Source organism: Sulfitobacter sp. IGS-18 (assembly GCF_059628195.1).
This window is the reverse complement of sequence record NZ_CM184556.1, coordinates 1,534,794-1,559,558: the sequence shown is the minus strand read 5'-3', so window position 1 is coordinate 1,559,558 and position 24,765 is coordinate 1,534,794. Positions and strand designations below refer to the sequence as shown.

At 62.6% G+C, this 24,765-nt stretch carries 17 protein-coding genes and 1 tRNA gene; 11 read left to right on the top strand and 7 right to left on the bottom strand.

Annotated features, from left to right (window positions below; translation table 11 throughout):
• Positions 1-65: 65 nt before the first annotated feature.
• The 3 genes from choV to ACWNZ3_RS07445 all read right to left on the bottom strand — a co-directional run bounded on the left by choV (position 66) and on the right by ACWNZ3_RS07445 (position 2,918).
• The gene (gene choV / locus ACWNZ3_RS07455) at positions 66-1,082 is read right to left on the bottom strand and encodes a choline ABC transporter ATP-binding protein (protein ID WP_274575389.1); all 1,017 of its coding nucleotides are present in this window, start codon (positions 1,080-1,082) and stop codon (positions 66-68) included.
• On the bottom strand, positions 1,079-1,912 hold the full coding sequence (gene choW / locus ACWNZ3_RS07450; protein ID WP_496901709.1) for a choline ABC transporter permease subunit: 834 nt from the start codon (positions 1,910-1,912) through the stop codon (positions 1,079-1,081). The genes choV and choW overlap by 4 nt, the downstream gene beginning before the upstream one ends.
• A gap of 82 nt (positions 1,913-1,994) precedes the next feature.
• A complete protein-coding gene (locus tag ACWNZ3_RS07445) occupies positions 1,995-2,918 on the bottom strand; it encodes a choline ABC transporter substrate-binding protein (protein ID WP_269367024.1) in 924 nt (307 codons plus the stop codon).
• Between the two features lie 442 nt (positions 2,919-3,360).
• Here ACWNZ3_RS07445 and ACWNZ3_RS07440 point away from each other — a divergent pair, with 442 nt between their 5' ends.
• A complete protein-coding gene (locus ACWNZ3_RS07440) occupies positions 3,361-6,051 on the top strand; it encodes a glycosyltransferase (RefSeq protein WP_496901708.1) in 2,691 nt (896 codons plus the stop codon).
• A gap of 113 nt (positions 6,052-6,164) precedes the next feature.
• Positions 6,165-8,591 (top strand): class I SAM-dependent methyltransferase, encoded by a 2,427-nt coding sequence (locus tag ACWNZ3_RS07435; protein ID WP_496901707.1) that lies wholly within the window; start codon positions 6,165-6,167, stop codon positions 8,589-8,591.
• 14 nt (positions 8,592-8,605) lie between these two features.
• Here ACWNZ3_RS07435 and ACWNZ3_RS07430 read toward each other — a convergent pair whose 3' ends face one another.
• Entirely contained in the window at positions 8,606-9,625 is a 1,020-nt protein-coding gene (locus ACWNZ3_RS07430) for a hypothetical protein (RefSeq protein ID WP_496901706.1), read from the bottom strand.
• A gap of 95 nt (positions 9,626-9,720) precedes the next feature.
• Between ACWNZ3_RS07430 and ACWNZ3_RS07425 the strand changes: the two genes are divergently transcribed.
• Together ACWNZ3_RS07425 and ACWNZ3_RS07420 are read left to right on the top strand one after the other, a co-directional pair.
• Positions 9,721-11,799 carry an AMP-binding protein gene (locus ACWNZ3_RS07425; protein ID WP_496901705.1) on the top strand — a complete coding sequence of 693 codons (2,079 nt, stop codon included), beginning with the start codon at positions 9,721-9,723 and terminating at the stop codon, positions 11,797-11,799.
• Positions 11,796-13,613: a polyketide synthase gene (locus ACWNZ3_RS07420; RefSeq protein ID WP_496901704.1), complete on the top strand. Its 1,818-nt coding sequence runs from the start codon at positions 11,796-11,798 to the stop codon at positions 13,611-13,613. The genes ACWNZ3_RS07425 and ACWNZ3_RS07420 overlap by 4 nt, the downstream gene beginning before the upstream one ends.
• Before the next feature lie 91 nt (positions 13,614-13,704).
• Here the strand turns inward: ACWNZ3_RS07420 and ACWNZ3_RS07415 are convergent, their stop codons facing one another.
• Positions 13,705-14,475 carry a class I SAM-dependent methyltransferase gene (locus ACWNZ3_RS07415; protein ID WP_496901703.1) on the bottom strand — a complete coding sequence of 257 codons (771 nt, stop codon included), beginning with the start codon at positions 14,473-14,475 and terminating at the stop codon, positions 13,705-13,707.
• A gap of 88 nt (positions 14,476-14,563) precedes the next feature.
• Here ACWNZ3_RS07415 and ACWNZ3_RS07410 point away from each other — a divergent pair, with 88 nt between their 5' ends.
• The 4 genes from ACWNZ3_RS07410 to ACWNZ3_RS07395 are packed head-to-tail and all read left to right on the top strand — an operon-like array spanning position 14,564 to position 17,837.
• Positions 14,564-14,851: an acyl carrier protein gene (locus ACWNZ3_RS07410; RefSeq protein ID WP_496901702.1), complete on the top strand. Its 288-nt coding sequence runs from the start codon at positions 14,564-14,566 to the stop codon at positions 14,849-14,851.
• Positions 14,848-16,146 (top strand): polysaccharide pyruvyl transferase family protein, encoded by a 1,299-nt coding sequence (locus tag ACWNZ3_RS07405; protein WP_496901701.1) that lies wholly within the window; start codon positions 14,848-14,850, stop codon positions 16,144-16,146. Before ACWNZ3_RS07410 ends, ACWNZ3_RS07405 begins: the two co-directional genes overlap by 4 nt.
• A gap of 3 nt (positions 16,147-16,149) precedes the next feature.
• Positions 16,150-17,016: a phytanoyl-CoA dioxygenase family protein gene (locus tag ACWNZ3_RS07400; protein ID WP_496901700.1), complete on the top strand. Its 867-nt coding sequence runs from the start codon at positions 16,150-16,152 to the stop codon at positions 17,014-17,016.
• The gene (locus ACWNZ3_RS07395; RefSeq protein WP_496901699.1) at positions 17,013-17,837 is read left to right on the top strand and encodes a phytanoyl-CoA dioxygenase family protein; all 825 of its coding nucleotides are present in this window, start codon (positions 17,013-17,015) and stop codon (positions 17,835-17,837) included. Before ACWNZ3_RS07400 ends, ACWNZ3_RS07395 begins: the two co-directional genes overlap by 4 nt.
• Here the strand turns inward: ACWNZ3_RS07395 and ACWNZ3_RS07390 are convergent.
• A complete protein-coding gene (locus ACWNZ3_RS07390; RefSeq protein ID WP_496901698.1) occupies positions 17,834-18,691 on the bottom strand; it encodes a glycosyltransferase in 858 nt (285 codons plus the stop codon). The genes ACWNZ3_RS07395 and ACWNZ3_RS07390 overlap by 4 nt on opposite strands.
• A 75-nt stretch (positions 18,692-18,766) precedes the next feature.
• On the opposite strand from ACWNZ3_RS07390, the gene ACWNZ3_RS07385 reads away from it, so the two are divergent.
• Both ACWNZ3_RS07385 and ACWNZ3_RS07380 read left to right on the top strand, forming a co-directional pair.
• Positions 18,767-19,924 carry a cytochrome P450 gene (locus tag ACWNZ3_RS07385; RefSeq protein ID WP_496901697.1) on the top strand — a complete coding sequence of 386 codons (1,158 nt, stop codon included), beginning with the start codon at positions 18,767-18,769 and terminating at the stop codon, positions 19,922-19,924.
• Positions 19,925-20,061: 137 nt separating this feature from the next.
• Positions 20,062-22,962 carry a polysaccharide pyruvyl transferase family protein gene (locus tag ACWNZ3_RS07380; protein ID WP_496901696.1) on the top strand — a complete coding sequence of 967 codons (2,901 nt, stop codon included), beginning with the start codon at positions 20,062-20,064 and terminating at the stop codon, positions 22,960-22,962.
• A gap of 577 nt (positions 22,963-23,539) precedes the next feature.
• Here ACWNZ3_RS07380 and ACWNZ3_RS07375 read toward each other — a convergent pair.
• A tRNA-Ser gene (locus ACWNZ3_RS07375) sits at positions 23,540-23,629 on the bottom strand.
• Positions 23,630-23,857: 228 nt separating this feature from the next.
• Between ACWNZ3_RS07375 and ACWNZ3_RS07370 the strand changes: the two genes are divergently transcribed.
• On the top strand, positions 23,858-24,748 hold the full coding sequence (locus ACWNZ3_RS07370; protein ID WP_269367066.1) for an SPOR domain-containing protein: 891 nt from the start codon (positions 23,858-23,860) through the stop codon (positions 24,746-24,748).
• Positions 24,749-24,765: the final 17 nt, after the last annotated feature.

Sequence of the window (24,765 nt, the reverse complement as noted above, 5' to 3'; positions counted from 1 at the left end):
AATTATCTGGTCAGAGCAATTCTGCCCTGTCAATCACCTGATTTGACAGCACTCCTGCGCGCGCCTCAGCCTTTCAATCGTTCGACAATTGTCTGCGCCGTGACCGCCCCGATGACCGCGCCGCCATCAGTTACGTCGAAACAGCTTTCCGCGCCGCCCAACCGGCTGATCAGATCGGCCACCGGCATTTCCGCATCGACCGATGCGTGTTCGCCGGTCCTGGCCGCCCCCATCACGTCGCGCGCGGTCAGCACGCCAAGCGGGTTCATGTTGGCCACGAACTCGGCCACATAGTCGGATGCCGGGTTCGAGAAAATCTCGCGCGGGGTGCCGACCTGCACGATCCGCCCGCCTTCCATGATCGCGATGCGCCCGCCCAGCTTGAAAGCTTCGTCCAGATCGTGGCTGACAAAAATGATCGTGCGTTTCAAATCGCGTTGCAGTTCCAGCAGTTCATCCTGCAGGCGGGTGCGGATCAACGGATCCAGCGCCGAAAAGGGTTCATCCATCAGCAGGATCGGCGCTTCGGTCACAAAGGCGCGGGCAAGGCCCACGCGCTGCTGCATCCCGCCCGATAATTCCCCCACCTTGCGATCCGCCCAATCGGACAGGCCCACCAGTGCCAATTGCCTGTCCGCGCGCTCCAATCGTTCGTCGCGGGGCACCTTTGCCAGTTCCAGCGCCAGCGCCACATTCTCGCGCACGCTGCGCCAGGGCAGCAGGCCGAATTGCTGAAACACCATCGACACGCATTCGCGGCGGACCTTGCGCAGGTCGGGTGCCGAACAGCCCTGCACATTGGCCGACCATGCGCCGTCATTGACGGTGACAGAGCCGCGCACCACCGGGTTCAGCCCGTTGACCGCGCGCAGCAGCGTAGATTTACCCGAGCCGGAGAGGCCCATCAGCACCAGGATCTCTCCGGTGGCCACGTTGAGCGTACAGTTATGTACACCCAGCACCTGCCCCGTCGCCGCCTCGATCTCGGACCGGCTTTGGCCCTGGTCCATCAGCGGCAGCGCCTTTTCCGGCTTGTCGCCAAAGACGATGCTCACATTGTCGAATTCTACCGCGTTGCTCATTTGCGTGTCACCCGCAGCATCCGGTCGAGCATGATGGCCACGACAACGATGATCAGCCCGGATTCAAAACCAAGCCCCGTGTTCACCTGGTTGAGCGCCCGCACCACCGGCACCCCGAGGCCATCTGCCCCCACAAGCGCCGCGATCACCACCATCGACAGCGACAGCATGATGGTCTGGTTCAGGCCCGCCATGATCTGCGGCAGGGCATAGGGCAGTTCGATTTTCCAAAGCGTCTGGCTGGGCTTCGCGCCAAAGGCCTGGGCCGCCTCAAGCAGCGCCCTGGGCGTGCTTGAAATGCCCAGCTGCGTCAGCCGGATCGGCGCGGGAAGCACAAAGATCACCGTGGCAATCAGCCCCGGCACCATACCGATGCCAAAAAAGACGATGGCCGGGATCAGATAGACGAAGGTGGGCAATGTCTGCATCAGGTCCAGCACCGGCGCCATGAAACGATATAGCCCGGGACGGTGCGCCGCCGCAATACCGATGGGCACGCCCACGCCCATGCAGACCACACAGGCCGACAGCACCAGCGTGAGGCTTTCGGTCGTTTCCTCCCAATAGCCCTGGTTCAGGATGAAGAGAAAGCCCACGATGACCAGCGCAGGCACCTTCCAGTTGCGCTGAATGACCCAGGTGAGGGCCGCAAATACCGCGACGATGATCAGCGGGTTCGGCGTTTGCAGCACCCAGAGGATCGCCTCGATCAGCGCCTCCATCGCCACGGAAAGGCCGTCAAAGAACCAGCCGCCGTTGATCTGCAACCATTCGAACGCGCCTTCGGCCACGTCGTCGATGGGTATCTTGTTGTCGGTCAGCCAATTCATCCGCGCGTCCCCGTTACGTCAGGCAAGATCATAAAAATGCCCACCCCGCCGGGGGTGGGCATCTTTCATTCATTGATGGCGATCAATCCAGTTCGTCCTTGACCGCTGCCATCGCGTCGCCGCCGTCCTTGGTGGTCACGCCGTCCAGCCAGCCATCCAGCACGCCGGAATTTGCCTTGAGCCATGCTTCGGCCGCATCGTCCGGGTCTTTGCCGTCATCCAGGATCGCGCCCATGATCTCGTTTTCCATCGCCAGCGAGAACGACATGTTCTCCAGCAATTTGCCGACGTTCGGGCATTCGCCGACATAGCCCGCGCGGGTGTTGGTATAGACGGTGGCACCGCCCAGGTCGGGGCCAAAGAAATCATCACCGCCCGACAGGTAGGTCAGTTCGAAATTGGCGTTCATCGGATGCGGTTCCCAGCCGAGGAAGACAATCGGCTCGCCCTTGCGGGACAGCCGCTGGACCTGCGCCAGCATCCCCTGCTCGGAGCTTTCGACCACTTCGAAATCCTTCAGGCCAAAGGCGTCATCATCAATCATCGACTGGATCAGGCGGTTGCCGTCATTGCCCGGCTCGATGCCGTAGATCTTGCCGTCCAGCGCATCTGCCTTGGCGGCGATTGCATCGAAGGAGGTGATGCCCATGTCGGCGGCGGCCTTGTTCACCGCCAATGTGTATTTCGCGCCTTCAAGGTTGGCACGCACGGTGTCCACGGTGCCTTCATCGCGGTATTTGGCGATATCGGCTTCCATCGTGGGCATCCAATTGCCCAGAAAGACATCAATGTCGCCCGCGGCCATCGAGGTATAGGTGACCGGCACGGAGAGGATCTTGATCTCCGTCTCGTAGCCCAGCGCATCCAGCACGACGGTGGCAGCGGCGGTGGTGGCGGTAATGTCGGTCCAGCCAACGTCGGAGAAGGTGACCTTGTCACAGCCTGCGGCGGCAACGGCGGTGCCGACCGTCAGGGTAAGCGCCGTGGTGGCAAGTAGGTTTTTCATAGGTGATCTCCCGATATTGTTTTTCTGTAGCTACAGGAAAACGCTCCCGCACGACTTTGCAACCGGATAAATGGATTGATCGCCGGTGCCGCGCCCCCTGCCCGTTGCTGTTCCATCATTACCGCAAAGGGCATTGCGGCACAAACGACCCATAGCCAGCCCCGCCCACGGCACGCCATGGGGTGCCGAACCGGGCAGATGTCCGGGCCTGGTCATTTCCAGCCAGACCAGGACGAAAACCGACTTTGCGATGCCGTCAGGGTCAAAGGGCATCTGCCGGTGGCAGAGTTGCCGCACAGATTAATGTCACGCAACCAGAGGGAAAGTTCTTCCCGTTCGCCAAAGTAGTGATATACCACCTATGGTTACCCCTACCCCAGAAAGTTCAACTATGCCGAATACCGAAACAATGACCAAATTGTCGTATCGACAAGGAGAGGCATTGGGTCGGATCGAAAATCAGCTGGACGGCAAATACAGCGGCTGGCTGGTGGGCGCAGAGGATGGCACAGAACCGCTGGTCCTGAAAAACGGTTTTCCGGTCAAGCTGTTACGAAAGGACATTCCGCGTCGGGATGTCAATAAGAAAGTTGGCCTGCCCGGTGATCTCGGGTTTGAATTCTCTGCCGAGGGCATTGAAATCGGAGACCGGCTTGAGCTGCATGCCTGCAACGGAGAGCATTCCTGGCTTGTACACGTCAAGGTTGCCGAACAGCGCGTCCCTGCCGGGGCCATCCTGCAGCAGGTCATGAAGGCCAGAGAGGTTGCGACGCACCCCGACAGCGTTGCAATTGCCTGCTGGGAATCGAGCCATAATCCGATTGGCCGCGCCCATGTGCTTTACAACGTGATCGCCAAACATCGCCCGGCCTTTCTGTTTTCCTTCAACTTCCCGGAATTCGGAACCAGGCTTTGGGCACCATTGGAGAATGACAGCTTCGACAGGATCGTCATTCCCTGGGAAGAAAGACATCAGTATTTCGCGCTCTTCCAGATGGTCGACCTGCATTTTCCGACGATTTGGCTGAGCAAACCCAGGCTGCCCACGTTCGAACTGGCGGCGCGGATTTCCGGCAAGACCACAAAGCTGATTCTGGATCACGACGACAACGATCATCATTTTTCCAAACAGACCAAGGCGGATCGGTACTATGGCCCGAATTCCGTGCCGCTGGCCTCTTACCTGCAACAGGGTATCACCGCGCATACCGCTGCAAGCGCCACGCTGGCCGAGGAATGCGACGCCGAAATCGTGCGCCACGCGAGGGCCACGCATCACACCATAACGCCACCGGCGGCAAACCCCGCGGCCATCAAGATCGGCTTTATCGGCACCGTGCGCCCCCACAAGGGGCTGATCGAAGCGGCGCGGGCCATACGGGTCTCAAGCTGGAACCTGCAGATTCCCCTGGAATTTCACGTATATGGTGATTTCAGCCCGGCCTCTTTGAAAGATGACCTGACCGAACTGGGCGTCATCGTGCAAGACAATGTCAGGAATGCCGACCTGTTCGACCTGATCTCCACCTTCGACCTTGTTCTTACCGGGTTTCCGACACAGGGCGTCAATGACGAGAACATTACCCGCTATCAGATCTCTTCCAAGATCGGCGATGCGCTGGCGGTGGGCCGCCCGGCGCTTGTCCCCTACAGTCAAAGCGTCGCGGATCTGGAGAACATCAAAGGGGTCTTCATTTTCCACGGGTCGACGTTTTCTGCCGCCGTCAAGAATGCCCTGTCCCTGCAAACGGAGATCGGGCTACCGCATCAATTCTCGTTTGACGGCGCTTACGAGGCCTTTCACGCAGCCGAGGCAAAGGCCGGGACACCGCCGATGAGCTTCAGCCTTCTGGCCGAAGACAAAGCCAGGCAGGCGATTGCGCCCCAGGACACATTGGTTCTTCTTTGGAAACAAAATGATGCCGGCATCTATGGTCGGCGCATCGATCAGATCGCGCGGTCCTACAAATCGCTGTTTCCCTCCTTCCGGGTGATCGTGTTGGAGTTCTGCCACCGGACGACCTATGATTCCATTCTCAAGCAGACCTTTGAATTCTCGGGTGATGCCAAGATCGTCGGCCCCGCAATCGAACGGAAGATTGCAAGGTCCTTCCGGGACGGTTTCGATGTCGATTACCACACCATCCTTCATACCTCTGTCGGGTCGCTGAACGAAGACTTCATGGCCTACCTGATCGAGCAGCGCATATCCCCGACGCACAGCACGCTGATCCTGTTTCCGGTCATTCGTTTTCTTGAAGAAATCTATGATATCATTTCGCAATTCCGCTGCATCATCGACATCGTGGACAACCAGTTTCCATGGTCGAACGATCAGACCAAGAGATATGTGGGCGCGCAATATTTCAGCCTGATCTCGATGGCGGAGACGCTTGTCTTCAACTCGCAGTTCAACGTGGACTTCTTCAAGGACTACGGAATGATCTCGGACCGCGACATCGAGAGCGGCAGGGTTTCGGTCATCCCGAACTGGTATACCGGCGCAGACGAAGAGCCGCCCGAGGCGCAAAACGGTGACGAGACCGGGTTCAACGTCATCTATTCCGGCAACATGAACGACCGGATCGACTGGGGTCTGCTGGAAAGCTTGACCATGATCTCCGATGACATCACCCTGCACCTTGTCGGCGCGGCAAGGCGGCAGATTCCCGCGCTGAGCAGGCTTACCGCCAGAAAAAACGTCGTCTACTGGGGGCCGATGCAGGAATCACAGGTTCTGAACCTGTTGCGCAGATGCGATCTGGGCATTCTGCCCCATGTGTCGGACGAGATATCACGCTACATGAACCCGCTGAAGGTACATATGTACCGGGCAATGGGCGTTCCTGTCATTTCAACCGAAGTGCTTGGCCTGGCGGCGGATGACGGTCTGTCCGTCTTCCCCGATCATGTCGGTTTTCTGGACGCGGTAAAGTTGGCCTGGGAACGACATCACCTGTCAGGCAAACCCTCCCGGATCGACCTGCCGAAAGCCGAAACGAACCCCTCGGCGCGCGCTTACATGAAAATCATTATCCAGTCATTTGCGGGCAGGAAGGACGTAAAAAAGGTGCTTAATATTCAGGAACCTAAAAAGAATCTGCCGGAATTGCTCCCGCCCCTCGATTGCTAAGACCACCAATACAGGCCATCCCGGCCCCCATTATCCAGCCGTCGCCGGAATGCGGTGACCAAAGTTCTGCACTGACGGCTGACTGAACTTACTTCGTGCAAGGAGAATTGAATTTGCAGGAAATCCAACAAAACGGGCTTTGTACGATCTGCGGATACCAGGGAAATTTTCCGCTCGGGAACGAGCGGTCCCTGCGCGAGTCCTATGCCTGCCCCAACTGCAGATTCACCCTGCGCTGGCGTGATCAGGCCAGCGTCATCATCGACGAATTCGGTCGCGGACAGGCCCTGTCGATCGACGATCTCGTCTCGAAGAAGCTGCTGCAGGACGTCGCCATCTACGAACCCGCATTGCGGGGGCCCTTTGTCCAGCGGCTGCGGGGGCTGAAGAATTACACCAGGTCCTATTTCCGGCCAGATGAACCGCTTGGCACCGAATCGTCGGATGGCGTCCGCAACGAAGACCTGACCCAGCTGACCTTCGACGAGGACAGCTTTGACCTGATCATCTCTTCCGATGTGATGGAGCATCTGCCCAACATCGAACTTGCCTTTGCCGAGACATTGCGCGTGCTGCGGCCAGGCGGGGTGCATGTCTTTACGATCCCCAATGATTTTCCCTTCCCCGACCGCACGGAGCCGCGGGTGAAGATCGTGAACGGCCAGGAGATCTTCACCAAGCCCGCGCGTTATCACAATTCCGGAGACGGGACGAAATGTCTGGTCTACACGGATTACGGGGCCGATATTTCCGACATGCTGCGTTCGCTTGGCGGTCGGCTGGCGGTGGTGCGCCGCAGCATTGCCCATAATCCAAGCTATTCCAACGCAACCTTCGTGCTGCGCAAGATCGTGTCCGCCGGCGCGCGGCGCCCGGTCAGCCACCTCGGTCAAAGCCCGGAATTAGGACAGCCGCCGCAAAATCCCGCCCCCGCCCTCGCGAAATCCGGGGGCGGCGCGGTCGCGGCTCAGACCCCCGAACTGGAATGTCCGATTTGTCAGGGAACGGAATTCGAGGCCTTCAACGGGCGCAACAATGCCCGGTGTACAAAGTGCAGAAGTGTGGAACGCAACCGGCTGATGTGGATGACGCTTGACCGGCTTGGCGGTTTCCAGCCCGGCAAACGGGTGCTGCATCTTGCGCCGGAGCTGGGGCTTGCGCGCAAGCTGACGGAATTGTCCGGCGAGGCCTATCAGGGCGCTGATCTGGATGTGGAGCGCTACAAGAGCAAGTTCATCAAGATGCGCAAGCTGGACCTGTGCACCGATCTGGGCGAAATCCCCGATGCCAGCTACGACATGATCCTGCACAGCCATGTTCTGGAACACGTGCCCTGCGACGTGGAAACCGTCCTGCGCGAGATGGACCGGATTCTGGCACCGGGCGGCGTTCATTTCCTGTCGGTCCCGATCCGGGGCGAAAAGACCGTCGAGGATCTGTCGCCGGATCTCACCGATGCCGAGCGGCTCGCGCGGTTCGGGCAGGAGGACCATATGCGGATCTTCGGCTCTGCCGATCTGCAGGCGCTGCTGACCAGGGTCTGGGGACCGGGCGAGCACCTTGTCGAACCGATCCAGTTGTTCAAACGCGATGATCTGCGCCGCGCCGTCATTCCGACTGTCGCCTGGCAGGGCATATCGGGTCACAGCATCTTTCATTACAAGAAAGGCGCGCGCCCGCCGGCGGAGGCGTTTTCGCCTCCAAAGCGGAAAGAGCAGCCTCCAGCGCCCGAACCCGCCGCGCAATCTTGGGCAGCCCCGGCTGCCAATGCCGCACCGATCCTCTCGATGGTCCGTGCGGAACGCGACGCGATGGGGACTGTCTTTCCTGCCGAAGATGTCCCGCCCGGGTCTGATGCCATCCTGGGGCTGGGTGCGCTCCGGCGCGACCAACCCTGGCCGGATTTTCCCTGGGACGAACACGCGCCCTTTCTGCTGGCGCTGGATTGCAACGGCGACGGCGGCCGCGAGATCATTCAAAGCCTGCTGATCGAAAAAGATATCCGCCTGATGGTCGAAATCGGCTGCTTTCTGGGCGGATCCGCCCTGCACTGGCTGAACACCAAGCCGGATCTCGAACTGATCGGCGTGGACCCCTGGAATGGCAACTGGGCAGAGTATGTCGAGAGCATGTTGACGCATCCGACGATGTCCCGTCACGTCGAGCACCTTTCCGACGGCGAAGTGGAACGGATTGTCGGCCTGTTGCTGGAATACGGCAACTACCCCGTGGCACTGAACAATCTGCGCGCCTACAAGGACCGCTTTTATCCGCTGCGTCTTTCGTCACCCGAAGCATTGTATTATCTGCGCCGCCGCGACATCATCCCGGACCTGATCTATATTGATGCCTTCAAGCACCAGGTCGACCTTCAGATTGCGCATCATCTTTTCCCGGATGCCATCCTGTGCGGTGACGATTGGCTTTGGCCGGACGAGACCGGCAAGTTCGTCATGCAGGATGTGGTCAAGAACTTTGCCCATGATCAGGGATTCGAAGTCGAGGCCAAGCGTCAATCCTGGGTGCTGCATCGCCGATGAGCGCAATGAGCCCGTCAATCCTGCACAGGTTCAAGGGTCAGGATCGGCCCGACATATATCCGCAATGGCGTTTCCCGGACGCCCTTGCGCAGCCGGACGTCGTCGGCAGGGGCCGTGGGAGAGATCCTCAGGCCCCGCAGTTCCCTGCCGCGCATCCTGTCAAAGGCCAGGACGCCAATCCTGGTCGTGTTGCTGTGGGGATCAATCGTGGCCAGAGGCATCGCTTCACCCGAAGGGTCCAGTGTCACGGTGTTGCGCCCGCCGCTGAGGTGATAGAGGTGCACAAGGCCCTGCGCCCGTATCGTCCGGTCCAGCTCAAGTATCGCCTCGCCCCCCTCGATCCGCGCGAAATCAAGGGACAGGCCAAGGCAGTCGTGGCGCTCTCTCGGCCAGGCCGACAGCGCCTTTGCAGTCGACAAGACCCCGCGACGCAAACGCGGACGGGGCAGGCTGCGCCCCGTCAACGAGGGCTCGCGGCGCAGGAAATCGGTCAGAAAGGGCGTCAGCGTTTCTGCCATGGCTTCGCCCCCCTCTTTCGTGGTGTGCGTTTCATCACGCATCCATGCCGCGATCTGATCGGCCCCGTGCCGTTCGATCCAACCTGCGGACAGGTCGATCAGCGGCAAATCCAGTTCCGCGCAGAACCGGCGGACAAGGGCATCGAAATCGAGATAGACCTGCCCCGTCCAATGCCGCAGGTGCAACATGAAGGCCGCCTCTGCCCCGCAATCCTGAACCGTGAGGAGGATATCCGTCAACAGCTCCCGACCGTTCTCCTCGGTCGAAAGCGGATGCATGGCATAGGCCGAAGAATTGATTTCCAGCAGCACATGGGTAAACGGCCCCAGCAACTCTGCCGCCGTCCGGATAAACGGGGGAATGACCTGTGGCTGCAAGGCGCCCAAACCGACGCGAAAGGCTTCCAGCCCCGGCCAGGCCTCCTGGAGACGTTCGATTGTCGGGACGGAAAAGCCATTTGTCGTGGCCACATTCGAAAACCCGATGATCAAGAGCCTTGGTTCAGTTCTGGTCATTTGTGCCGTCTTCTCTTTGCCGTTTTATCGCATAAGATGATACGCTTGCCAGATATGCAATTCCAAGTTGCTGGATGCGTCAGAAGGAACCACCGATGACGCAAGTGCCGGATGCCCTGCACCGCCCTGCCCCGGCCACTTGCGGCTTGCTGCCCGCGGTCGTCCTGTCGCATGCGGACACCAGACCCGGGCAGATTGCGTTTCACTACATCAACCCGGCAGCGCCATCGCAGGAGCTGACCTATGGCGCGCTGGCGCAGAATGCACGCGCCCTGGCAGACGGGCTTTTGGCAGCAGGCTGCGAAAACGGCGCGCGGGTGGCCCTCATCTGCGGCCACGGCCCGGCATTCATCACCGGGCTTGTCGCCATTCTCATGGCCGGATGCGCGGCTGTGCCTGTCGTCTTCCCTGCGGGGGCCATCATGCGGTCGCGCGCTGCGGCAATCCTGCGGGAGGCCGGTTGCGCGGCGATTCTGACAGGCGCAAGCCGAGCGGAGATTGAAGCCGCAGGCGCGGATGATCTGTTCGCCGGGCATCCCCTGCTGCTGATCGACGAGCTTGCAAGCCGGGGCGGGACACAAAGCAACCCGGCATTGCCCCTTGTGCGGCCCGAGGACGTGGCAATCGTGCAATATACCTCGGGCTCGACCAGCGCACCGCGCGGGGTGCTGGTGACCCATGCCGCCCTTACCGCGCAGCAACGGGCAATTGCAGCGGCGGTCCAACCGCGCACGCAGGAGCGGTCAGTGACCTGGCTGCCCCCGGAGCATGATATGGGGCTGATGGGCGGATTGCTGTTCAACCTCTGGCGGGGGCATACCACCTGCGTGCTCTCCCCTGCGGCCTTCATCAATCGGCCGATCCGGTGGCTGGAGGCGATCAGCCGTTTCAAGGCGACCCTGTCGGTGGCACCGAATTTTGCATATGACCTGTGTGTGCGGACCATCCCGCAACACCGCCGCGCCGGGCTGGACCTGCGGTCCTGGCGGGTGGCATTGAACGGCGCCGAACCGGTGCAGGCGACAACATTGGACGGTTTCGCGCAGGCCTTTGCGGACTCCGGTTTCGACCGCCGGGCCTTCCTGCCCTGCTATGGACTGGCGGAAGCGACGCTACTGGTCGCGGGGGCAAGCGGGGGCAATGGTGCCACAACCGGCTGGTTCGACCCCGAGGCGATGGCACAAGGCATCGTCGCGCGGGCCGGGGCCGGACAGGGCCGGCAGCTCGTTTCTTCCGGGCCGGTCCGGACCACCGGTGGCATACGAATCGTTTCAGCCGATACCGGTCACCCCTGCCCGCCGGAGCGGATCGGCGAGATCTGGATCGCAGGCGACAGCATGGGCAGCGGCTATCTCGGCCTGACGGAGGCCAGTCGGGATACCTTTGGTGCCTATACCGCAACGGGGGACGGCCCCTATCTGCGCAGTGGCGATACCGGCTTCCTGCTTGACGGCGAGCTTTTTGTGACCGGACGCATCAAGGACATCGTCCTGTGGCATGGACGTACCCTGCACGCCGCCGATCTGGAGCGGACGCTGGATGGTGTCGAACCCCGCGTCCGGCAACGGCGCCTTGTGCTTCGGCAAACCGGCGCGGGAGAAATCGTGTTGATCGCAGAAGTTCCGCCAAACCGGGATGCCGCGCCGATGGCCAAAGCAGGCCAAGACGACCAGGCGCTTGCATCGCGTCTTTGGCGGCGGCTGATGGCAAAAACCGGGGTCGAGGTCGATCAGGTCATGCTGGTGCGCCCCGGTACGCTGCGCTGGACATCCAGCGGCAAGATCAGGCGCGCCGCCAGCCATGCCCGCCTGCAGGATGAGCCGGATCGGGTGATTTGCGACTGGAGGCCGGACCATGGGAAATCCCGGCAGGCGCAGCTTGCCGCGCTGCGCGTGCTGGCGGACAGCGCCCGCAACGGCCCGCCCGATGCGGCGGCGCTGCTGGCGTTCTTCCTGGCATGGGTCGTTGCCGCCACGGATGCGCCGCTGGATGAGGTCGATCCAGACCTGCCCTGGAGCGATCAGGGGCTTGATTCCCTGATGATGACCGACCTCTCGCTGGATCTGGAAAGCGTGCTCGGCGCGCAGATCCGGACCGAGGACCTGTTTGATCAGCCCGACCCGCGCATGCTGGCCCTGACATTGGCACGCCGGATGGTGGCAGCGCAGCCATGACGGCGCAGGTTCCCATTGCGGTGGTTGGCATGGCCTGCCGGTTTCCGGGCGCAGAGTCTGCGGCGGACCTGGCTGATATGCTGCGGACTGGCCGGATCGGGACGGGCCCGGTCCCGGCTGCGCGTCTGGCGCTGATGGGGGTAAAGGAGCCGCCCGCCCCGGCGATGGGCCTGCTGGCGGGCATCGACAGCTTTGATCGCCACCCTTTCCGCATCTCTGCCAATGAAGCGCCGCTGCTGGATCCCCAGCAGCGTCTGGTTCTGGAAATGGCCTGGCATGCCCTGGAAGACGCAGGCCTCTCCCCGGCCCGTCTCGACGGCACGCCGGCGGGTGTCTATGTCGGCGTGGCATCCAAAGATCATGCATTGCGGATGGCGCGGTCACCGGATTTCGCCAGCAATGCCCATCTGCCCAATGCGGTTCAGAACGCCGCGGTCTCCGGCAGGGTCAGCTATTGCCTTGGCCTGACCGGGCCGTCGCTGACGGTGGATACGGCCTGTTCTTCGGGGCTGACCGCCGTGACCCTGGCCGGGGACGCCTTGCGCCTGCAACACTGCGATATTGCCCTGGCCGGCGGTGTGAATGTGCTGCTGGACGCGGCGGGTTTCATGGCACTGGGGAAAATGAATGTCCTGTCACCCTCGGGCCAGACCCGGCCTTTCGATGCGGCTGCGGATGGTTTCGTGCGCTCCGAAGGCTGCGGCATGCTGGTGCTCAAACGGCTGCCGGATGCGCTGGCGGGCAACGACCGTATCCACGCCATTCTGCCGGGCTGGGCGACGGGACAGGATGGGCGCAGCAACGGGTTGAGCGCCCCGTCGCGCGCAGGTCAGGCGCGGGTCATCTCAGGCGCAATGCGCTCTGCCGGGGTCACGGTGGAGGACATCGGCGCAATCGAGGCGCATGGATCGGCCACGGCACTGGGCGACGCCATCGAAACCCTGGCACTCGCGGATGTATTTTCCGGCAGAAAGCAGCCTCCCGCTGCGCTGGGGTCCATCAAGGCCGCTGTCGGTCATCTGGAGGCCGCGGCGGGTATCGCAGGCCTGATCAAGGCCATCGTGATGGTGCGCGACAACATCCTGCCCGGCCAGCCCCATTTCGACGACCCCTCCCCCCGGATCGATTGGAAATCGCTTCCGTTTCAGGTGCCGCAAACCACAGGCCCATGGCAGAGCCCGCGCCGGATCGCAGGTGTCAGCTCTTTCGGGATGAGCGGGCTGAATTGCCATGCCATTGTCTGTTCTGCCGATGATCGCGCGGCGGCAGCTCCCGCTGCCACGGTGCGGGCGACAGCCTCCAGCCACCTGTTCCTGCTTTCAGCCGCAAGCCCGGCGGCGCTTCGGGAGCGGGCAAAACAGCTTCTTGCCGCGCTGGAGGACCCGCAGGTCTGCCTGCACCGGCTGGCAGCCACGGTGACGCGGCGCTGGACCGGTCTGAACCGGCGCGCCGGGTTCCAGGCGCGCAGCATCGCTGAGGCGAGAGAGGCCGCGGGCAGGATCGCGTCCGCACCGCCACAGGACCCCAAGCGGCTGTTGGGCCCGGTGATGCTTGAGACGCCGGAGCCCTTGGCCGGGGCCGATTATGCCAGCCTGCGCCGGGCCTGCCCGGACCTTGTCGCATCGCAGGCCGATGGTTCGGGTGCCACCGCTGTCCCCGCCCCAGGCGGGGAGATCGCGATAGCCCTGCTTGCGCTGCATCTTGCCGGTGCGACGCTTGATCCCCGGGCCCTCGCAGAAGCAGACCCCACCGCACCGGACCTGCCGGGATACCCATTCGACCGGCAGCGCTGCTGGTATGGTGACGCCCCATGATCGGTCACGTTGAAAACAGGGATACAGGTCAGGTTCGGCAGCGGGACACAGTTGCCGTTACGCCTGCGCATTGATGCTCCCGCCCTGCGCCTCAGCTCACATTGGATGTCGCGCTGCCGTTCACCGCAAGCACCAGCAGATAGCCGGAGACATCTTGCTCGATCGCGCGCCCATAGGCGTGCATTGCATTGGCATGCATTACCTTGGCAAAGGGGGCGGCGGTATCGTCAAGGATGTCTGTGATCTCAAGGGGTTGCAGACCGGTTTCAACCAGGGTCCGGGCATATTCGCTGATCGAGGCTTCACTGTTGGCGGCGGGAATGAAGGTTGTCGGCCTGCGTGCCAGAACATCGGTCAGGATCAGGCGTCCGCCGGGCACAAGCACCCTGCGGGCCTCTTCGAAAAAGCGGCGGCGGGGGTGGAAATGCATGGCGGCTTCGACAGCATGGATGCAATCAATGCTCTGATCCGGAAAATCCAGCGCCGTCGCGTCCATCTGCCGGAAAGTTATGCGCGGACCGGCGTGATGGCGTTCCGCATGGGCGATCTGGCGCGCGGAATAGTTGATTCCGGTGATTTCGGCCTCCGGGTAGGCTGCCGCGAACAGCCCGGTACAGGCGCCCAGCCCGCAGCCGACATCCAGCAGGGTGCGGGTGTTGCCGCGCCCCTGATCGGTCTCCACATGCAGTTGAACCAGCCTTGCCGCGGCCTCGGCCAGCGTGGTGATCCGTCCGCCATCGGCGCTGCGCCAATATCCATAATTGTACAGATCACTTGCACCGAAAAGGCGACGCAGTGCAGGATGGAGAATAGCGAAATCATAATCGCTTTCCCTCAATCTCAGGTCGCGGTCACTTGACATGGATACCCTTTTGGTTGTCCTTGGAAGAAAACGAATATAGCATTCCAGGTGAATTGCTATCTTTCATTTCACCGTTGAAAGGACCTCCATGGCCAGCACCGGAACATCACAGCAGACCATGGACGCGACTGCGGTCAGCGACTGGATGGTAAATTACATTTCGTCCGTGATCGACATGCCGCAGGACTCTTTCCCGGTCAACGAGCGTTTTGACAATTACGGTCTGGATTCTGTCGAAATCACCATCATGTGCGGCATGATGGAGGAGCAATACGAGATCGAGGTCAGCCCCGGCGAAGTCTTCAACAATCCTTCGGTTGCCGCATTGTCCGCGCATATCGCGCAGCGGATCAGTGAGCGTTCCGCCACAGTATGACAGCGGACGCGCCCGGAACGGAAGGCTCGGGGGAGGTTCTGATTTCCGGCATGTTCGACATGCTCAACTTCGGCGATCTGATGTTCCCCGTGGTGGCGGCACATGAGCTGGGCCAGCGCGGATACCGGGTGCAGGCGCTATCGCCAACCGGGGCCAAGGTCGCCCTGAAGCAGGCCTTGCCGACGCGGCCCATCTGGTCCGCCCTTGATCCCGACAGGCAGTTTGCCGGCATGCTGATCGGCGGCGGCTACATCGTTCATACGCACCGGATGGACAGCCTCAGGGAATATCGCGGCCAGGGTATCGGCGCGGCGGTTGCACCCGCCGTCTGGCTGGGATCGACGCTGGCGGCGGCATTGCGTGACCTGCCCCTTGCCTGGAACGCGCCGGGTGTGCCGCATCCGCTGCGTCCGGGTGTCGACGCGCTCGCGGCTGCGGCCTTTGACGCGGCGGATTACCTTTCGCTGCGGGATGCGGGCTCGGCCCGGATGGCCAAGGCCCCCGAGGCAAAGATTGTGCCGGACCCGATTCTGGGCCTTGCCCGGGTCTGGCCGCGGGAGGGGCTGGCAGAGGATTTCCTGCGTCTCTGCGCGCAGATGGGGCTGGAACGACAGGATCGCATTCTGGCCGTTCACGTCCGGCAAAGATCGCTTGGGGGTGAGCCGATCCCGTCTTTTGCGGATGGTTTGGCGGCAGCCTGCGTGTCGCTGGATCTGACGCCTGTGCTGATCGGCCTCGGCACGGCCCATTCCGACGACCGGATCGCACGCGAGATCACTGCGGCATTGCGCGACCGGGGCATCGCGGCGGCAGCGCTGGACCGGCCAGAGGGGTTGCGCGATGTCGCGGCCCTGCTTGCCCATGCCAGGGCCTATGCAGGCTCTTCCCTGCACGGCTATATCGCGGCGGCGGCCTATGGCGTGCCGGGGATCTTGGTGGCACGGCCAGCCTACCGGAAATTCGACGGTCTGGTGGCCCATCTGGAGCGTCCCGGGGACCTTGTGAACACCTGGGACGCGGCGCTGGCGGCACTGCCCGGAACATGTGCGGCCCCGCAGACCAGATTGCCCCACGCCGTGCCGGAACAGCTTTGCCAGCATTGGGACAGCATTGCCGCCGCCTTTGCGGCCGGACCGGCCCCAAAGCGGCAGGCAAGGCTGCGTTTCGCAGCGCTTGCCATGCGCGCCGGGCTGGAACAGGCGGGACCGGACTGGGCGATGACGCCTTTCACAACCGCAAAGGACCGCGCAGCCGCGCTGGATGGCACCGACCTGCTCGAAATGGAGCCTTTCTAGATCATGACACAGCAATCCCCTGCCCGCCTTGCCGGATTGGACGAGACCCAATGCGAGACCTTTCGCCGCGACGGGTTTCTGCACCCGGTTGACGTGATGCCCGAGACCGAGGCCAAAGCCCTGAGAGCGCAGATCGAGGCGCTGGAGGCGCGCAAGCACGGGCGTTTGTCCGGCCTGACGCGTGCCAAGCCGCATCTGTTGCTGCCCTACCTTTGGGACGTGGTCCATGATGCCCGTATCCTTGACAAGGTCAGCAGCCTGCTGGGGCCGGACATCATCTGCATCGGCTCCAGCGTGATCGACAAACCCGCCCGCTCGGACGGATATGTCGCCTGGCATCAGGATGCGACATTCTGGGGGCTGACCGAAAACCAGGGTGCCACGGCCTGGCTTGCCCTGAGTGACGTCACAAGCGGCTCCGGCGCCATGCGGGCGATCCCCGGCACCCATGCGCGCCAGCTTCGCCATCTGGACACCGCTGACGACAAGAACATGCTGGGCGCCAGAGAGGCGGTCGACAGCCAGCCTGACCTCGGCCGGGCGGTCTGGATGATGTTGAAACCGGGGCAGATGTCGCTGCACCACCCGCTGGTGCTGCATGGGTCGGGGCCAAATGCCTCTGACGACCGCCGCCTGGGCTTTGTGATCCGCTATACATCCGCGCAGGTCCGGCAGGAGGGGGGCTCCGCGACGCTGGTGCGCGGCAGGAACCTGGCGCAGGTCCCCCTTGAAGTCCGGCCAGAGGCGGAAATGGACCCGGCGGCACTGAAACGGCACGCCGATATCATCCGCCAGGCCGCCAACGTCATCCGCACCGCCAAGGCGCGCCATCTTGCCGAAGCGGCGGCCGGCAAGGACCAACTGCAATGACGGGCACATTTGCACAGGATTTCGGGCGCGAAGGCTTTGCCAGCCCGATCAGGGTGATGTCGCAGGCGGCGGCGACAGAGCTTGTGGGCCGTCTTGAAGAGGCCGAACGCCGGCTTGGCCGGGAAGGGTTTGCGCGGCTCAATGCAAAAAGCCATCTGCTTTATCCGTTCCTCTGGGACCTTGTTCATGATGACCATATCCTTGATCACGTCGCGCAGATTCTGGGGCCGGACATCCTGTGCTGGGGATCGAGTTTCTTTTCCAAGGATGCCGGATCCTCCAGCGTGGTGCCATGGCATCAGGACGGCACCTGCTGGGGGCTGGATGCGCCCAAGGGGGTGACCGCATGGCTTGCCCTGACCCCGAGCACACCGCAAAGCGGCTGCCTGCGGGTGGTGCCGGGCAGCCACCTGAGCGCCGTGCCTCATGCGGTCAGGAACGCCCCCTCCTCCATGCTGCCACTTGGCGAGGAAGTGGCGGGAGAGGTTGATGAGGCAAACGCCGTGAACTGCCCGCTTGAACCGGGTGAAATGTCGCTTCACCATGTCACGCTGGTGCATGGGTCTGCCCCCAATCAGGCAACCTCCGGCAGGCGCATCGGTTTCGCGATCCGCTATATCGCGGGCGATGTCAGGCAGTTGGGCGATCAGAAAGGCTATGCCACCCATGTGCGGGGGCGCGATCACGGAACCTATCTTCTGGAGGAACAACCGCAAGCCGATCTCGAACCGGCGGCCCTGCGGCGCTACCGCGACATCCTGCGGCACTCGGCCAGTCTGGTGCAGCGCCAGGCGGCGGGGCTTGACCAGCAGCCGCGCTAGCTGCGGGTCAGCGCGCCTGTTGTCGCATCATAAAGCCAGCCGGGCGCGCGCTGCTTGCGCGGTGGTTTGCCGCGCAGACGAAGATAGTTTCGCGTGGCTTCCTTTACGATTTTTACCGCCTGAGCCGGATCGGAAGTCGATGTGCCGCCGTGGATCTGATGAAATGTCGCGACCCCGGCCATGCGGATAAACTGTGTACCAGCGTGGTTCAGCGCCCGGTCCAGCATGTCAGGATTGCACATGCCGCCGCCCGGCTCCGTAAAGATGGGATCAAAGCCGCCAAGGGCCGACCAGGTGTCGCGATGCAGGAACAGGGCATTCGATTCCAGTATCGGCCCGGTGACCTGGGCCTCTTCGGGCCATGACACGGCAAATAGGTCCGCTGCCGGATCGGGCCAGCCGGCCTGCGCCAGCAATGCATCCTCGGTCGCCCGGTCATATCCATGCTGCGTCGCGCTGGCCTGCCGGTCGAAGCCGAACTGGCGATTGGGCACGGCAATCACCGGGGCCGGATGCGCCTCGGCTGCGCGCGCCACAGCAGCCAGGAGCCCGGATGACGCCATGCGCGCGCCGTCAATCCATGCGCCGACGATCCTGCCCCGCGCCAGTGACAGCGCCTGGTTCATCGCCTGGACCGGCGACGGGGCGGGGTTGCTTGCCGCGATGATCTGCGGGACCGGTGTCATCTCTGGCGCGACAGGCAGATGTCCGGAGCCGTTGTCGACCACGATGATTTCCCAGCTCAGCCCTTCGGCACCCTGCTGAAAAGCGCGCGACAGCGACCACAGCGTGCGCGGCAACTCGCGGTCCATCCGCCAGCATGTGATCGCGATCGAAATATCGGGTGCCGCCATCTCAGCGCCTTCCGTTTGCGAGACACTGGGCTTAACCTGCACAACGGCACCATTCTTTTGAAGACAGGCCCGCATATGCGCACATCGGAAATCAATTCTCAAGCCTTCGGCCCGTCCACGATCCGCGAGGCGGCGGAGGCCAATCGCGATCCCATCCTGGTCGGCACGCCCTGGCGGCGCGGCTATGGTCATTGGCAGGTGTCGCGCATGCGGGATGTGCGCGCCGTGCTGGCGCACCCGGGCACCACAACCGACGATCTTGCTTTCAGGGTGTTTTCCCGGTTCCGTGAAAGGCACGGTGGTGTTGACAGCATTTTTCGTCTGTCCCGCCAGATCAGCCGCGCACACCGCACCCCCAACGACGCCGAGCGCATGGACGCCATCACCGTCACCAAACGGTTAATGGAATGCCTGCCCGCGCAGGATTTCCGGTCTCCCCTCGCCGCGCTGGTTTCTTCGGGCGAAACCGAGGCTGACGCCATGGCAATGGCAGTGCAAAAGCCGATCATGGAATGGCGCGCCGCGGCACTTGGGATCAATGCGGCCCTGGGTCAGGAAATCGAGACCGACAGCATTGACATATTGGCAAGCCTCGACCGCACCGCGATCCCCGATTTCATCAAGCTGGAGCCAAAGGCCGCGCGCATCATGGGCAATCTCTCGGCGATGAACGTCGGTTGGTCCGCCGGGCAGAAAATACCGCTGATACATTTGATTTCCCCCGCCTTTCTGGCAATTGAGCCCCTGTCCAAGACCAGCGGTCTGATGCTGGCGCATCTGGCCGACAATCCGGACCTTCAGGAGACGCTGCGCAACCGCGCGGAACTTCGCGCGGCCTACCTGCAGGAGGTGGAGCGCCTGCTGGGGGCGGTGCGCTATGTCGCCCGCCAGATCGGGCCCGCCGGTCTGGATCTGGGTGACATGCATTTGCCGCCCCATTCTCTTGTGTCCTGCGATCTGGCGGCGGCCAATCGCGATCCGGAGCTTTGGCAAGACCCCGAGGCTTTCCGTTTCGACCGGCCGCGCCTGCAGACAGCCACGTTTTCCTTTGGTTCTCTCGCCTGCACCGGCAGCCAGTTGAGCCGCCTGTTCCTCAGCACCCTTTTGGATGCCGCTCTGGAAACCGTGCGCCTTGCAGTACCGTTCACCGCAAAGCCGGATGACCGGAGGTTCGCCCGATGGTCGATGATACGGGGCTACGAGAGCTGCCGGCTGCGTTTTGCCGCAATCTGATGGGGTAAACCTTTGAATTTCGGATCATTGCAACCATAGCGATAAGATGCAAAGTATCATGCCATCAGTGGTTTGTATCTTGTCTGTTTTGGTTCACTTTTCACGCCCCACCCGCCCGTAGCGGTCCGGAGAATCCCATGCCTGATTCCAATGAGCGCCGTATCGCGATTTTCGGCACTTTCGACGTTGAAAACTACGGCGATCTGCTGTTTCCACTGCTGGCACAACAACGGCTTGCGCCTGCAGGCATGGATGTTGTCGCCGTCTCACCGACCGCCGGGGCGACCCGCTACCGCGATACGGTTCCGGTCATTTCGCTGGCGGAATTTGCCAAAACGGCGGACAGCTTTGACGGCATCCTCATCGGTGGCGGGAACATCGTACACATCCGCGATTTCGGTCTGCCGGGCTATGATGAAAATGCCTATCCCGCCCTCTGGGCAGGCGCAACGGCCCACGCCCTGCGCCATGGGCTGCCGGTGGTGTGGAACGCGCCCGGTGTGCTGGCGCCGGAAGGGACAGCGCCCGGCCCCGACTGGCTGCAGCGCGTCGCGGCAGCCGCCAACCGTTTTGCCGTGCGGGACACACAAAGCGCCGATGCGATGGAGAGATGGGCAGGCCGTCGCCCGGAGGTGATGCCGGACACGGCAACCGATTTGCCGCACCTCTGGCCTGAAACGGCGCTGAAGCGGCGCTTTGCCAGGATCAGAAAGAAACTGAAAATCCCGAAAGCGCGGCCGGTGATCGCGCTCCACGTCAAGGCACGCAGCCTGCGCAGAACTTCCGTCGCCGATTTCGCGCAACAACTGGATGCAGCCCTAGAAGCCGCCGGCGCAACCGCCGTTCTGATCGCGATCGGGCGCTGCCATGGCGACCACGAACTGGCCCAGGCGCTTCATGCCGCGGCGCCCCGCCATACCATTGCTTACGACGATGCCGATACCCTGCAAGACATCGCCGCCGTCATTGCGGGGGCAAACGCCTATCTTGGGGCCTCCCTGCACGGCCAGATCACGGCTGCGGCCTATGGCGTCCCGGCGCGGCTGGTCGCCGTGCCGAACCTGCACAAGTTTGAAGGTCAGGCGATCCAGATGGACCGGACCGCGGATGTCGTGGACAGTTGGGAAACCGCGCTGAAGGATCTGCCCCGCGTTCTCGAACAGCCCAAACAATCCCTGCCTGACGCAATCGCGCCACAGCTTGAGGCCCATTGGAACCGGGTCACCCAGATCTTTGCCGCCGGGAAACAAGCTGCGGCGCATGCCGACATCTTTCCAGATACCGCGATTGAAACAGCACTTGCCGACGCCGTGGCAGAGATGCGGCAGGGATCGGCGGCACCCGCCAGATCCGGCAAGGACGCGCCCCCACCCGCCGATGACACGCCCCCCCCTGCCCAGTCGGCATGGGACGCCAGAGCGTTTAACGGGCTGATTGCCGATCAGGACTATGCAGCGGCAGACAGCTATGTCGGCAGCCATCTTGCCCAGACCCCTGCGCATCTGCCCGCACGTCTGGGCGAAGTGCGCCTGGCAATGGCCCGCGATGAACCCCAGAAGGCCCTCGATCTCTCCGCGAAACTGGCCGAGGAATCGCCGGCCAACCCCTGGGTCTGGAGCACCCACCTAAAATGCCTGGCCAAGGCGGGACAGACAGATGACGCCATGGCTTGGTTTCTCGCCGGGCTCGATATGCCGGACATCGACGAAACCATGCTGAAGGCCGCAACCGGCGATGTGTTGTCGTCGATGCCCATGCAGGCGCAGGTCGCCTTTCTCAAGACGGCGCTCGAAAAACGCCCCCAAAGCACGCATTTGATGCTGCGCCTGGCAATGCGCGCTGATGTGAGCGGCGATTACCAGCTTGCGCTCGACCTGTTCAAGAAAGTCGAACAGGACGGCCCCCTGCCCGATTACGCGGCCAAGGTGCGCAATCATCTGCGTTCAATCGAACTGTCCCTGCCCGACGCCCTGGACCGTCTGCAAAGCGATGTGGAGGCCGGGGCAGAGGATGTTGTCAGCCTGTGCCGGCTGTGCAGGCTGGCCGCTGCGGCGGGGCGGTTCGACCTGTCGGTTTCGGCGCTGCGGCGGGCGCTGGAACTGCATCCGCTGGAATGGCGGACGGTCTACAGGCTCAATCGTGTTTTCCTGACGCGGGCCGAGGACAGGAAGATATTCGCGGCCCTCAAACGGCTCGCGACAACCAAGGCGCCGGAGCCCGCCTGGCTGCTGCAATACGCGCTTTTCGCCCTGCGCGCCGGATACAAGGGCGAAGGTTGCGAAACCCTCTTGCTGCTTGCCGAAACGGAGCTTCTGGGCCCGACCGCGCGCAGCCTGCTGGCCGCGCTTGATGTCCTTGGCAAGACGCGCCCGCGCAAAGCGGTGCTTGGCGACGGCGATGTCAGGATTGTCAGAAAGCGGGGCGCAGAAAATATTGTTGTGGTGTTTGAAGGCCTGATCGGCGGGCTGAGTTACATCAACAGCCGGTATCTGGATAAGGTCATGGCGGATATTCCGGCACATATCATCTATCTGCGCGATCCCCACGGGCAGATATTCCTCAAGGGTGTGCCCGAGCTTGGCGCAGATGAAGCGGCAATGCAGGCGGCACTGGCCGCGATGATTGCGGAGCTTGGCCAGGGCAAGGTGGTTGCAATCGGAGGATCGGCCGCCGGATTTGCGGCCCTGCGCACCGGCCTGGCAATTGATGCGGATGCCGTCATTTCACTGGCGGGCTTTGTCACGCCCGGCGCCGCCAAAGCCGGGGACGCCGACCATGCCCGGCGCGGCATGGCGGAGATCTTCGGAGCCGATCTGGACGCCTTCGATCTGCGCCCGCAGCTTCGCTCACACCCCAAGCTGCAACTGACACAGGTTGTCGGCAGCAACTACGCGCCCGACATGACCCGCCTGCGCGCGCTCGACGACATAAAGAACGCAAAGGCCATTGTCCTCGACGGTATCGACACCCATCACGTCGCCTTGCCCGCGGTGGCGGACGGCACCCTGAAACGCCTGCTGAACGACGCTTTGTCATAGCTATGGAAAAGGCACTGAGGTCGGAAACGCGCGCATCCTTCGGCAGCCAAAGGGCCAAACCGGGCGGTGCCGCTGCTGTGAAATGGGTTGAATAGGCGGGCCGAAGACGGCGAAACCGGGAACTACACCTACGCTATAGCTCTACAAACTGATTCACAAACTCGATGGCGTCGCAACTGACGACCATCAAAAATATCAGAGTGGACCTTCATGCACCGCGCAGCGTAAGTCAGCTTCGAGTCCAAAGTTACTTAACCACACAGGGCAGCGCCTGGCCGCGGGTGGGCAGCGGAACGTCCGTGGGTGCCACTTTATTTCTAATCTTTGGCGTGGGGATGATGAACCGCAATACGGTGAGAAAGCGCCCGCCCATGGGGCGGTCGGGCGCTGCCCGGCGGTGCTGCGCACCTTGACTCCGGGCTTTGGTGGACGGCAGCTTCGTCCGCTCTACTGACATCGAAACTGGAAGCTACCTTTGTCCGCTTCTCCGCGGGCACTGCGAAACCGAACAGCAATGGCCACCGCCCTCCGGTGATAGGCGGGAAATAGGCTGTTTTTGGTGGCAATCGGCGGTGAATGGCGGAGGCTCAGGGATTCGAACCCTGGGGACGCTCTCACGCCCGCCGGTTTTCAAGACCGGTGCATTCGACCACTCTGCCAAACCTCCGCAACGCCCCCCTCCTAGAGTGCCGCAATCGATTCGGCAAATGCTCCGATGTGCCGAATTTACCGGCCGTCACACGGGGAAATTTGCCGATCAGGGCAGCCCAGCCTTTTCAGGCTGTCCCTTGCAGGTTAGAGTGCGGCAAAACCCTCGTCCAAGGGGGTGTTGAGCGTTGCCGCAAGATGCGGTGTGAAATGGCCCATCAGGCCAGCAGGCAAGGACGACAAATTGATGAGCAGGCTTATTTCCCGCCCCGACAGCCGCGCAGGCCGTTTGACCGTGATGGCAGGTCTGGTCCTGTCGGTGGGCCTGTTGGCAGGCTGCGAAGACACCGGGCAGCTTGGCTTCCTCAAGCCCAAGGCACAGGCCAGCACGGCAGGTGCCACCCGCTCCACCAAGCTGGTGGAACGCGATGTGGAGGCACCCGAGGTCTTCAACGTGACAGACCAGGGATTGTGGGATGGCCGCCCCTCGCTGGGGGGCGTCTGGGTGGCGCATCCCGATGTGACCGAACCCGAGCGGGTGATCATCCGCAACGAGGCGAACGGGAAGTTCGTGATTGGCGCGCTGTTCCGGCGCGAGCGTGAACTGCCCGGCCCGAACCTGCAGATGTCATCGGACGCCGCTGCGGCGCTGAATGTTCTGGCCGGCGCGCCCGCGCCGCTGAACGTGATCGCCCTGCGCCGTGAAGAGGCCGAGGAAACCGCCGAAGCCGAGGCCGCCGCCGCGAGCGTGCAGGCCCCATCGGATGTGACGGAAACAACGCTGGACCCCATCGCATCGGCCGAACAGGCCATTGATGCGGCAGCACCAGCACCCGCGGCGGCCGCCCCTGCGGCCCCGGCGGCAGCAAAACCTGCGGCACCTGCCCCGAAACCGGCATCCAGCCTGTCCAAACCCTATGTTCAGATCGGCATTTTCAGTGTCGAAGCCAATGCCGAACGCGCGGCCAAACAGATGCGCGGCGCCGGGCTGGTCCCGACGGTCAAGAAATCAGAAATCAATGGCAAGCCCTTCTGGCGCGTCGTTGTCGGCCCGGTCACCAGCCAGTCCGAACTCAACAGCCTGGTCAAGAAGATCAAGGGCGAAGGGTTCTCGGACGCCTATGCCGTGTCGAGCTAATCACAGGAGCTTTCCCA

Bases quoted from the DNA above. Each gene is read 5' to 3' on its own strand.
- ACWNZ3_RS07430 (WP_496901706.1), bottom strand. From the start codon at position 9,625: ATGACCAGAACTGAACCAAGGCTCTTGATCATCGGGTTTTCGAATGTG.
- ACWNZ3_RS07390 (WP_496901698.1), bottom strand. From the start codon at position 18,691: ATGGCGGCACCCGATATTTCGATCGCGATCACATGCTGGCGGATGGAC.
- ACWNZ3_RS07415 (WP_496901703.1), bottom strand. From the start codon at position 14,475: ATGTCAAGTGACCGCGACCTGAGATTGAGGGAAAGCGATTATGATTTC.
- ACWNZ3_RS07425 (WP_496901705.1), top strand. From the start codon at position 9,721: ATGACGCAAGTGCCGGATGCCCTGCACCGCCCTGCCCCGGCCACTTGC.
- ACWNZ3_RS07420 (WP_496901704.1), top strand. From the start codon at position 11,796: ATGACGGCGCAGGTTCCCATTGCGGTGGTTGGCATGGCCTGCCGGTTT.
- ACWNZ3_RS07445 (WP_269367024.1), bottom strand. From the start codon at position 2,918: ATGAAAAACCTACTTGCCACCACGGCGCTTACCCTGACGGTCGGCACC.
- choV (WP_274575389.1), bottom strand. From the start codon at position 1,082: ATGAGCAACGCGGTAGAATTCGACAATGTGAGCATCGTCTTTGGCGAC.
- ACWNZ3_RS07370 (WP_269367066.1), top strand. From the start codon at position 23,858: ATGAGCAGGCTTATTTCCCGCCCCGACAGCCGCGCAGGCCGTTTGACC.
- ACWNZ3_RS07380 (WP_496901696.1), top strand. From the start codon at position 20,062: ATGCCTGATTCCAATGAGCGCCGTATCGCGATTTTCGGCACTTTCGAC.
- choW (WP_496901709.1), bottom strand. From the start codon at position 1,912: ATGAATTGGCTGACCGACAACAAGATACCCATCGACGACGTGGCCGAA.
- ACWNZ3_RS07400 (WP_496901700.1), top strand. From the start codon at position 16,150: ATGACACAGCAATCCCCTGCCCGCCTTGCCGGATTGGACGAGACCCAA.
- ACWNZ3_RS07385 (WP_496901697.1), top strand. From the start codon at position 18,767: ATGCGCACATCGGAAATCAATTCTCAAGCCTTCGGCCCGTCCACGATC.
- ACWNZ3_RS07410 (WP_496901702.1), top strand. From the start codon at position 14,564: ATGGCCAGCACCGGAACATCACAGCAGACCATGGACGCGACTGCGGTC.
- ACWNZ3_RS07405 (WP_496901701.1), top strand. From the start codon at position 14,848: ATGACAGCGGACGCGCCCGGAACGGAAGGCTCGGGGGAGGTTCTGATT.
- ACWNZ3_RS07395 (WP_496901699.1), top strand. From the start codon at position 17,013: ATGACGGGCACATTTGCACAGGATTTCGGGCGCGAAGGCTTTGCCAGC.